Here is a 3,323-nt window from a genome sequence, read left to right as displayed (position 1 = left end):
AAGCCAAACCACAGAAGTATGCGACGAGAAAACCTAGTAAAAACAATGCCAGTCAGGCTTAACTGACTGGCATTAGGAATATATCCCGCTTTTTTCATGTCATCGCGACTCGGCGTTAGTCGCAGGCAACCTGCATCACCTTGATGGCCAGGCCACCGCGGGAGGTCTCGCGGTACTTGGAGTCCATGTCCTTGCCGGTGATGTACATGGTCTCGATCACCTTGTCCAGCGACACACGCGGCTTGGAGGTGCGACGCAGGGCCATGCGGGAGGCGTTGACCGCCTTCATGGCGGCGATGGCATTGCGCTCGATGCAGGGCACCTGTACCTGGCCGGCCACCGGGTCGCAGGTCAGACCCAGGTTGTGTTCCATGCCGATCTCGGCGGCTTCACAGACATGCTCGGGGCTGCCGCCCATCAGCTCGGTCAGGCCGGCGGCGGCCATGGAGCAGGAGACGCCCACTTCACCCTGGCAGCCCACTTCGGCGCCGGAGATGGATGCGTTCATCTTGTAGAGCATGCCGACGGCGGCAGCGGCCAGATAGAAGCGGGTGTACTCGTCGCGGCCCACCGGCTGGATGAACTTGTCGTAGTAGGCCAGCACGGCGGGGATGATGCCGGCGGCGCCGTTGGTCGGTGCGGTGACGACGCGGCCACCGGCGGCGTTCTCTTCACTCACCGCCAGGGCGAACATGTTGACCCAGTCCACGATGTTCATGGGATCGTTGGAGAGGTTCTCGTTGGTGGTCAGCTGGCGGTAGAGCGGGGCGGCGCGGCGCGGTACGCGCAGCGGGCCGGAGAGGACGCCCTCGGTGCGGCAGCCGCGCTCAATCCCTTCCCGCATGGTGGTCCAGATCTTGCCGAGCTTCTTGTAGATCTCTTCCGGGGTGTTGAAGCACTTCTCGTTTTCCATCATCAGGGCGGAGATGGAGAGACCACTCTGGCTGCAGTGGGCGATGAGCTCGGCGGCACTCTTGAAGGGATAGCTGACGGACATGTCGCCGCTGTCACCCTTGCCAAAGTTCTCTTCGTCGACGATGAAGCCACCGCCGATGGAGTAGTAGGTCTTGCTGTAGACGGCGTCATCTTCGATGAAGGCGGTCAGCCTCATGCCGTTTTCGTGCAGGGGCAGGGCCTCGTCATGGAAGATCATGGCGCCCTTGGGGAAGCTGACGGTGTGGCAGTGCAGGCCGATGGGCAGACGACCGGTCTGCTCCACGCGGGAGATGAATTCGGGGATGGCGTCGATGTCGACGTTCTCCGGCAGGTTGCCCGCCAGACCCATGATGATGGCGGTATCCGTGTGGTGGCCTTTGCCGGTCCAGGAGAGTGAGCCATAGACATCGACCTGGATCCGGGTGATGTCACGGATCTTGCCGCCAGCACGCAGTTCATCCACGAACTGTTTGGCTGCCTTCATGGGGCCGACAGTGTGGGAAGAGGAGGGGCCAACACCGATTTTGAAGATATCAAAAACGCTGATCATGTAACAATTACCTCAGGGTAGAAGGGGGCGCCATGCCCACTCGCAGAAAAGGGATCCATGGGACGGGTCTGTCGTCACAAAGGCCAGGGAACCGGATAACCACAGTGTAACGGTTCAATGCCTAAAAAAAGTTGAAACAGATCTATTTTTGTTGAATTCGTGGCGCGAGTATAAAATTTATTTTGATGGTTATCCATTTTGTTAAGCGCCAGACAAACGTTTTGCAAAAAAATACCCGGCGATGCCGGGTATTCGAGTGCCATATGCGGCTTTATCACAGAGGCTTAACACTCGGTGATGTTGACGGCAAGGCCGCCCCGGGCGGTCTCCTTGTACTTGGTCTTCATGTCGTTGCCGGTTTCCCACATGGTTCTGATCACCTTGTCCAGCGACACCTTGTGCTCGCCGGTGCCGCGCAGGGCGAGGCGGGCGGCATTGATCGCCTTGACCGCGCCCATGGCGTTGCGCTCGATGCAGGGCACCTGCACCAGGCCACCGACGGGATCGCAGGTCAGCCCGAGATTGTGCTCCATGCCGATCTCGGCGGCGTTCTCGACAATGGCGGGGCTGGCGCCCAGCAGCTCGGCCAGGGCACCAGCGGCCATGGAGCAGGCCACGCCGACCTCGCCCTGACAGCCCACCTCGGCCCCCGAGAGGGAGGCATTCTTCTTGTAGAGGATGCCGATGGCGGCGGCGGTGAGGAAGTACTGCATCAGCAGCTCGTCATCCACCTTGCGCACGAAGCGATCGTAATAGTGCAACACCGCGGGGATGATGCCGGCGGCACCGTTGGTCGGCGCCGTCACCACCCGGCCCCCGGCGGCGTTCTCCTCGTTGACGGCCAGCGCAAAGAGATCCACCCACTCCATCACCATCAGCGGATCCTTGTTGAAATTGGTCTCGCCACAGAGCTGGCGATAGAGGGCGGGAGCCCGGCGCTTGACCTTGAGACCGCCTGGCAGCACCCCCTCGCTCTTGCAGCCACGCTCCACACACCCCTGCATCGCCTGCCAGATCTTGCGAAGCCCGGCCTTGATCTCCGCTTCCGAGCGAAACACCTTCTCGTTGGCCAGCATCAGTCCCGAGATGGAGAGGCCGCTCTCCTGGCACTGGGCCAGCAGCTCGGCGCCGCTCTCGAAGGGATAGGGGATGGGGTGGGCGGCATCGAAGCGGGCCGCCTCTTCCCGGGCGTTGGCGAAGTGACTCTCCTCGATGATGAAACCGCCCCCGATGGAGTAGTAGGTCTGCTCGAACACAAGGGTGTCACCCTCATAGGCGCGCAGTGTCATGCCGTTGGAGTGGGCGGGAAGGGTTTTGCGCCGGTTGAAGAGGATGGCGCCGATGCGGGGAAATTCGCTGGGTTGCTCGCCGCCCAGGCAGAGGGTCTGGGTCTGCTCTACCTGGGCGAGGAAGGCGGGAATGGCCTCAATGTCCACGGATTCGGGTTCAAATCCGGCCAATCCCAGGATGATGGCCTTGCCGGTGCCGTGCCCCTTGCCGGTCTGGCCCAGTGAGCCGTAGCACTCGACGACGACGCGTCCGGTACGGGAGAGGAGTGCGTTCGCTTTGAGGGTCTGGATGAAGGCGCAGGCGGCCCGCATCGGTCCCACGGTATGGGAGGAGGAGGGGCCTATCCCGATGGAAAACATGTCGAAGACACTGATCATGACGTACTCCAATTATGGATTTCGTCTAAACATTGTAAATTTTTTGTAGTCGTTGAAAAGGGGGGAGATAGCGGGGTGTGATGGCGGTAGGGAATTGACATCCTCCCCCACCTTAGCGCTTCGCGTCACAGGAGGGGGATTCCCATTACTGGGTGATAGCTGCTCGCGCA

Annotated in this window: 2 protein-coding genes; both read right to left on the bottom strand. The window is 61.0% G+C overall.

The window, feature by feature from the left end:
• Window positions 1–115: 115 nt before the first annotated feature.
• On the bottom strand, window positions 116–1,486 hold the full coding sequence (locus OKC30_RS20265) for an L-serine ammonia-lyase (RefSeq protein WP_039039104.1): 1,371 nt from the start codon (window positions 1,484–1,486) through the stop codon (window positions 116–118).
• Window positions 1,487–1,770: 284 nt separating this feature from the next.
• Window positions 1,771–3,153: an L-serine ammonia-lyase gene (locus OKC30_RS20260; protein WP_010674652.1), complete on the bottom strand. Its 1,383-nt coding sequence runs from the start codon at window positions 3,151–3,153 to the stop codon at window positions 1,771–1,773.
• Between the last annotated feature and the right edge of the window lie 170 nt (window positions 3,154–3,323).

Source organism: Aeromonas sp. QDB18 (genome assembly GCF_027705325.1).
GTDB classification, from domain to species: Bacteria; Pseudomonadota; Gammaproteobacteria; order Enterobacterales; family Aeromonadaceae; genus Aeromonas; species Aeromonas caviae.
Note: the sequence above shows the minus strand (reverse complement) of the source record. Positions and strands in the feature narration are given on the sequence as shown.